At 63.0% G+C, this 6676-nt stretch carries 6 protein-coding genes and 1 pseudogene; 4 read left to right on the top strand and 3 right to left on the bottom strand.

The window, feature by feature from the left end; genetic code table 11:
* Positions 1-998 (bottom strand): LysR family transcriptional regulator (locus tag ENZ74_RS16910; RefSeq protein ID WP_245470967.1); only part of this gene is annotated, 998 nt, incomplete at its 3' end.
* 88 nt (positions 999-1086) lie between these two features.
* Between ENZ74_RS16910 and ENZ74_RS16915 the strand changes: the two genes are divergently transcribed.
* The 4 genes from ENZ74_RS16915 to ENZ74_RS16930 all read left to right on the top strand — a co-directional run bounded on the left by ENZ74_RS16915 (position 1087) and on the right by ENZ74_RS16930 (position 4339).
* Positions 1087-1566: a cupin domain-containing protein gene (locus ENZ74_RS16915; RefSeq protein ID WP_013532411.1), complete on the top strand. Its 480-nt coding sequence runs from the start codon at positions 1087-1089 to the stop codon at positions 1564-1566.
* A 158-nt stretch (positions 1567-1724) separates the two neighbouring features.
* The gene (fumC, locus tag ENZ74_RS16920; protein WP_013532412.1) at positions 1725-3122 is read left to right on the top strand and encodes a class II fumarate hydratase; all 1398 of its coding nucleotides are present in this window, start codon (positions 1725-1727) and stop codon (positions 3120-3122) included.
* A gap of 235 nt (positions 3123-3357) precedes the next feature.
* A complete protein-coding gene (locus tag ENZ74_RS16925) occupies positions 3358-3777 on the top strand; it encodes a DoxX family protein (RefSeq protein ID WP_013532413.1) in 420 nt (139 codons plus the stop codon).
* 157 nt (positions 3778-3934) lie between these two features.
* On the top strand, positions 3935-4339 hold the full coding sequence (locus ENZ74_RS16930) for a DoxX family protein (RefSeq protein ID WP_013532414.1): 405 nt from the start codon (positions 3935-3937) through the stop codon (positions 4337-4339).
* 285 nt (positions 4340-4624) lie between these two features.
* On the opposite strand, the gene ppx is transcribed toward ENZ74_RS16930, so the two are convergent.
* Both ppx and ENZ74_RS16940 read right to left on the bottom strand, forming a co-directional pair.
* Positions 4625-6160, bottom strand: a complete 1536-nt coding sequence (ppx, locus tag ENZ74_RS16935; RefSeq protein WP_013532415.1) for an exopolyphosphatase — start codon at positions 6158-6160, stop codon at positions 4625-4627.
* Positions 6160-6676 (bottom strand): annotated as a pseudogene (locus ENZ74_RS16940) (RNA degradosome polyphosphate kinase); the annotation flags it as partial. The gene ppx and the pseudogene ENZ74_RS16940, both read right to left, overlap by 1 nt.

Below are 6676 nucleotides of genomic sequence, written 5' to 3' on the forward strand. Positions count from 1 at the left end.
GTCCGGGCGCCACGCCAAGCGCCGACATTTTCTGCGACGCCACTTTCTACAAATCCAAGTACGCCTACCGCCTCCAGGACCTGATCGCGAACCCAGCGATGGGGTGGCTCGTCGTCGTGGCGCGCGTGCCAGTACATCCTGATTTCCGGAACAGCAATGGGAAGCGGTGGTTCAAAGATGACGAGCGGCAGGGTCTCGGCCGCCCAAACCGCGAACTGCCTGGGCACCGCCGACAGGTGGTTTCCATTTGCCACGGCTAATGCGACAGCCTGAAAGTGCGGCAGGGTCAGGCTTACACGGCGCGTTCGCCCGATCTTGCGGAGCGCCTCGTCGGTGGAGCCCGACATCGAGCCGTCGATAGAACGAAGAATATGGGGCAGTTCGCAGAAGAGGTCGATCGGCAGAGTCTTGCCTTCCATGATTCCCGCCTGCCTGATCGCAGCGTTGTCGTGCGCGGCGATGATGGCGAATGGTGAATGGAACAGAGGCGTGCTTGAGACCCAGTCGGAGACCTCCAGCGGACGCTCGAGCGCTACGTCGATTTCATCCTCCTGGAGCAGCCGCGAGACATCGCCGCGCGCGCTATCGAGAAACCTTAGCGACGCGCGCGGCGCGGCGCCAGCGATGCGTGCCGCCAGCGCTGGCATCAGCATCATGGAAAAGAAATCCGCCCCCATGAACGTGAAGGTTCGCTCCAGTTCCGCCGGATCGAACGCCTTGGCCGAATGGAAGACGCGTTCGATCTCGCGAAGCGCCACGCGCAACGGCTCGGCCATGCTCTCGGCGCGCGGTGTCGGCATCATGTCATTGCCCCGTCGCACGAACAGCTGGTCGTTGAGGAGATGTCGCAAGCGATTGAGCGCAGCGCTGACGGCAGGCTGGCTGAGGCCGATCTGCTCGCCGGCACGCGTAACGCTTCTCTCCCGCAGAAGGGCGTCGAACACCTTGATGAGATTGAGGTCGAGCGCGTTCAAATTCATCGCATCAATTCGCCCCATACGATCATTCGATTTCCGTTGTCGGCGTATCCCTGGCTAGATCGTCATCGGCCCAGCAGGCACAGGCAACAGAAGGATCAGACACGCCATGACAATGACCCCCGGCACGATCACAGGCAAGGAACTCTTCTGGTTCAACAACACGCTCGTCGCGATCCACGTCTCGTCGATAGCAGGAGAGGACGGCACCTGCGTCGTCGAGCATCACATGCCCTATGGCGACTCGCCACCGCTGCATGCGCATCGCAGGGAAGACGAAGTGTTTCACATCCTGGAGGGGAGATTGCGCTTTCAGATCGACGGCCACGAACGCATTGCGGACGCCGGCGAAACCGTCATCGCACCGAAAGGCCTGCCGCACACCTACCGGGTCGAATCCCCGGAAGGTGCGCGCACCCTCACCATCACGCGCGGTTCGGATTTTGAGACGATGCTGCGTCAGGCGAGCCGTCCCGCCGAACAGCCCGAACTGCCGCCGCTGATGGAACCAACACCGGAAATCATCGCGGCACTGGTGCAGCTTTGCGCAAAAAACGGCATCGACATTGTCGGTCCGCCGCTGGGGTGAGAGGCCGAAACTGCGCAGTCCTTCCCTTCTCCCCTTTGTGGGAGAAGGAGAGACGCGCCGCGCCTTCAACCGATTTGCATCCTCGCCGCCCGCATTCTCCGCTTGAAGCCGTTTGTGCAACGCGATACGCCGTTGCCGACTTCGACAAGGAGAGACCCGTGACCGCTGCAAAGACCAGAACCGAAACCGACACGTTCGGTCCCATCGAAGTCGCCGCCGACCGGTATTGGGGCGCGCAGGCGCAGCGTTCGCTCGGCAATTTCAAGATCGGCTGGGAAAAGCAGCCGGCGTCGATCGTGCGCGCATTGGGCATCGTCAAGCGGGCGGCGGCCGAAGCCAACATGGAGCTCAAGCGGCTCGATCCGGCGATCGGCAAGACGATTGTCGAGGCAGCGCAAGAGGTCATCGACGGCAAGCTCGATGAGCATTTCCCGCTGGTGGTCTGGCAGACCGGTTCGGGCACCCAGTCCAACATGAACGCCAATGAGGTGATCTCCAACCGGGCGATTGAGATGCTGGGCGGTGTCATGGGCTCCAAGAAGCCGGTGCATCCCAACGATCACGTCAATATGAGCCAATCGTCGAACGACACCTATCCGACAGCCATGCACATCGCCTGCGCCGAACGCATCGTGCACGATCTGTTGCCGGCACTGAAGCACCTGCACAAGGCACTCGCCGCCAAGAGCAGAGAGTTCAATCACATCATCAAGATCGGCCGCACGCACACGCAGGATGCCACCCCCCTTACGCTTGGCCAGGAATTTTCGGGCTATGCCGCGCAGGTCGCTTCGTCGATCAAGCGCATCGAGCTGACGTTGCCCGGCTTGCAGGAACTGGCGCAGGGCGGCACCGCCGTCGGCACCGGCCTCAACGCGCCGGTCGGCTTCGCCGAAAGGGTCGCGGATCGCATCGCCTCCATCACCGGCATCGCCTTCGTCACCGCGCCGAACAAGTTCGAGGCGCTGGCGGCCCATGATTCCATGGTGTTTTCGCACGGCGCCATCAACGCGGCGGCCGCCGCGCTATTCAAGATCGCCAACGACATCCGCTTCCTCGGCTCAGGCCCGCGCTCGGGCCTCGGCGAACTGTCGCTGCCGGAAAACGAACCGGGCTCGTCGATCATGCCGGGCAAGGTCAACCCGACCCAGTGCGAGGCGCTGACGCAGGTCTGCGTACAGGTGTTCGGCAACAATGCGGCGCTCACCTTCGCCGGCAGCCAGGGTCATTTCGAGCTCAATGTCTACAATCCGCTGATGGCCTACAACTTCCTGCAGTCGGTGAAGTTGCTCTGCGACGCCTCGGTCTCCTTCACCGACAATTGCGTCGTCGGCATCGAGGCCCGCGAAGACAACATCAAGGCGGCACTCGACCGCTCGCTGATGCTGGTGACGGCGCTGGCGCCGACCATCGGCTACGACAATGCCGCCAAGATCGCCAAGACCGCGCACAAGAAGGGCACCACTTTGCGCGAGGAAGCGCTCGCCACCGGGCTGGTCAGCGAAGCCGATTACGACCGGCTGGTGCGGCCGGAGGATATGACGCATCCGGGGTAGGCAATTCCAGGAAAAGTGTCTGCGGTTTTCGGTCCGGAATTGCGTCAACCAAAAGCCCGGTATTTCGTGAGGGGAGAATTTACTCCCGTCACGACCTCACCCGAAGCGAATTTTGCGCAGGCCGCCCGATCACGGAAACGTAAGTACTGTGAACAATGTGTCGCCAGTCTGGTGGCTTTGGTGAACAGTCGGTTTGCTCTATCTCCCCGGCATCAACCCATCCCGGAGAGCCACCATGTCCACCAACATTTCAGTCGCCGGTTCCGGCGCATCCAATGCCTCGACCACCATCCTCCTCGGCCGCGTCCTGCTCGCGGTCATCTTCCTGCTTTCAGGTTTCGGCAAGCTCACCGCCATTAGCGGAACAGCGGGCTATTTCGGCAGCCTCGGCCTGCCCTTGCCGACCGTAACGGCCACCGTCGTCGGCCTGATCGAGCTTCTCGGCGGCCTCGCCATCCTCGTCGGCTTCAAGACCCGGATTGTCGCCTGGGTGCTGGCGGTCTTCACGGTCGCTACCGGTTTGGTCGCCCATACCGGTTGGGCCGACCAGATGCAGATGATCCAGTTTCTCAAGAACCTCGCCATTGCGGGCGGCTTCCTCGTGCTGGCTTCCTCGGGCGCCGGTGCCTATTCGATCGACGCCAAGCGCGGCTGAGCCAAGACCCGGCAATAGCCGAACAAGAAAGCGGCGCGGAATTTTCCGCGCCGCTTTTTCGTTGTTGGTGCATGACCGCCGATCTGTCGGCCGGAGTTTCTGATAGGATCGGGGCTATCGGGACGAGGCCGGCCGGCGGCCGACAACGGAGGTGAACATGCCCCGCAACGCGCTGCTCCTGCTCTCCCGGCTGCTGCTCGCCGCCCTGTTCGTGCCTTCCGGTTTCCATGCATTGAGCGACATCGCCGGCACCACAGGCTATTTCGCCGGCCTCGGCCTGCCGCTGCCGACACTTGCTGCCTGGGGCACGGGACTGTTCGAACTGATCGCCGGGCTGCTCATCCTGGTCGGTTTCCAGACCCGGATCATAGCGCTTCTGCTCGCTGCCTTCTGTATCGTCGCCGGCTTCATCGGCCATTATGGCCAGGGCGGCGGCGACGCGATGCTCGCCTTCCTGCACCAGCAGATGCTGATGAAGGACATTGCGATATCAGGTGGGTTTGTAGCGCTGGCGATGGCCGGCGCCGGCGCATGGTCGATCGACGGGCGCGGCGCGGTTTGATATTTTTGCGTAGATGGGCCCGAGCTGATCGACCCCACTCCGTCTCGGCTTCGTCGAGTCACCTCTCCCCTGATCGACGGGGTAGAGGAAGGCCGCGAGCCTATTGCCGCCAACGCTCTTCCAACGAGGCTCCCTTCCTTTCCCTCCGGAGGGGGGAAAGGTGGCGCTGCAAAGCAGCGACGGATTGGGGGAAGCCGGTCATCAAAGGCGAAGCCGCCGGCGAAGTACGACCGGCAGGTCTCCGCTTAAGTCAGATAAGACACGGGTCTGCTAGCAGCTAGCGCCTTATTTCACTGACATGCTGGGGCCACCCTCGACGGCCAGCACCAGCCGGCGGTTGGTGATCCTGGCCAGCTGCGCCAGGCGCCCGGCCGGCCGCTCGCCATAGAGATCGGCCAGCGATGCCGGCAAGACCAGCGCCAGCACGCCGTTGGCGCGCTGTTCCCATTTCAGCCTGGGCATGATGCCGGGCATCGACGCCGTCAGCAGGTAGACGACGCGCATCATCGCGGCGAGGACGCGGGCGCGCTCCAGATAACGCGGCGATGCCAGAGCCTTGATCTCGGGGGCGATGGCTTCGTTGAAGATGCCGTCGTGACGATAGGCGTTGGCCATCGCCAGGAAAGCACGGCCAGGATGGTCGACGCCGAAGAAGGACGCGTGCGCAATGATGTTGAGCGATTGCTTGCCGCGGTATTCGGGATGCGCGCGCCAGCCGATGTCCGCCAGCAATGCGGCCGCGTGGCGGTAGCGCGCCTCGTCCTCGGTCTCGTCGATGCCGAAGGCGGCAAAGGTCTTGGCGGTCCAGTCGACAAGTTCATGCGCATGGGTGACGGAGCGCGAGCGCAGGCGGGCGAGTTCCTCCGAGGCCGAAATCAGCGGATCGGCCTTCCGCTCGGCCTCGTCGAGCAGCGAATAGAGAAAGCCTTCGCGCACGCCAAGCGCCGAGACGATGATCTTCGACGGCTGCATCGCCGCCATGATCTCCTGCAGCACGATGGCGCCATAGGGCAGCAGCGAACGGCGGTTCTTCGAAACGCCTTCGATGCCCTTGACCTTCTCGATCTCGGCCTTGGCCACCTGCTTGAGGAAGTTCGCCGCGCTTTCGGCCGATATCTCGTAATGGTGCATGACGCCAAGCGGATAGTTGGTCATTTCCATGTGCAGCCGGGCAAGATTTCGCCAGGTGCCGCCGACGGCGTAGAAGGGCCTGCCCTGCCCGCCTTTCAACAGCTTGGCCTTCGCCAGTTCGTCACGCGCGATCCTGGCCGCCTGGGTCAGCGAGTTCTTCGCCATGTCCTGCAGGCGCAGGCCGCCCAGCGGCAGCGTGATGCCGTCGCCGATCGCCTCGCCGCTGACATCGACCAGTTCGAGGCTGCCGCCGCCCAGATCGCCGGCGATGCCATCGGCCGGATGGAAACCGGAAATGACGCCGAGCGCGGAATAGTACGCTTCCTGACGACCGCTGATCACTCGGATCTCGGTCTTCAGCACATCCTCGGCGCGGTGGATGAAATCGGGGCCGTTGACCGCCTCGCGGGCCGCCGCGGTCGCCAGCACATACATCTGCTCGGCGCCCGCCTGGTCGGAAAGCGCACGAAAGCGGCGGAACTCTTCCATCGAGCGCGTTACCGCCTCGGGGTCGAGCTTGCCCGTCGAAACGATGCCGCGGCCGAGACCGGCCAGCATCTTTTCGTTGAACAGCATGGTCGGCGAGCGCGCCAGCCCCTCATAGACGACGAGACGGATCGAGTTCGATCCGATGTCGATGATGGACAGCGGTCGGCGGTCCTGCAGCCGGCCCTGAGAATCAGACAGCATCAGCCGGACGCTGCAGCGTTCTTCTTGCGGCGCTTGAACTGCGCGATGCGCTTGGGCGCATGCGACTTCAGCGCGTCACCCCGTCCCGACAGGCTCGGATTGGTCATGAAATATTCCTGCGCGTTGAACGGTTCCTCGCCCTCCTCCAGCACGACGCGCCGGGAGGTTCCATCAGCCAATACGTCGAAACTTTGCTGATTGTCCATAATGTTGCCCAGCATGATCTGGCCAAGGATCTGTTCATGCACAGTTGGATTGGTGATCGGCACCATGGTTTCGACGCGGCGGTCGAGATTGCGCGGCATCAGGTCGGCCGAGGAGATGTAGACGATCGCCTCGTCCGACGGCAGGCCGAAACCATTGCCGAAACAATAGATGCGGCTGTGCTCGAGAAAACGGCCGACGATCGATTTTACGCGGATGTTTTCCGACAGGCCCGGAACCTGCGGCCGCAGGCAGCAGATGCCGCGCACGACAAGGTCGATCTCGACGCCGGCGCGGCTGGCATCGTAGAGC

The sequence above is a fragment of the Mesorhizobium sp. M7A.F.Ca.CA.002.15.2.1 genome, from assembly GCF_003998715.1.
GTDB lineage: Bacteria > Pseudomonadota > Alphaproteobacteria > Rhizobiales > Rhizobiaceae > Mesorhizobium > Mesorhizobium ciceri.

Bases quoted from the DNA above. Each gene is read 5' to 3' on its own strand.
- ppx (WP_013532415.1), bottom strand. From the start codon at position 6,160: ATGCTGTCTGATTCTCAGGGCCGGCTGCAGGACCGCCGACCGCTGTCC.
- ENZ74_RS16915 (WP_013532411.1), top strand. From the start codon at position 1,087: ATGACAATGACCCCCGGCACGATCACAGGCAAGGAACTCTTCTGGTTC.
- ENZ74_RS16930 (WP_013532414.1), top strand. From the start codon at position 3,935: ATGCCCCGCAACGCGCTGCTCCTGCTCTCCCGGCTGCTGCTCGCCGCC.
- ENZ74_RS16925 (WP_013532413.1), top strand. From the start codon at position 3,358: ATGTCCACCAACATTTCAGTCGCCGGTTCCGGCGCATCCAATGCCTCG.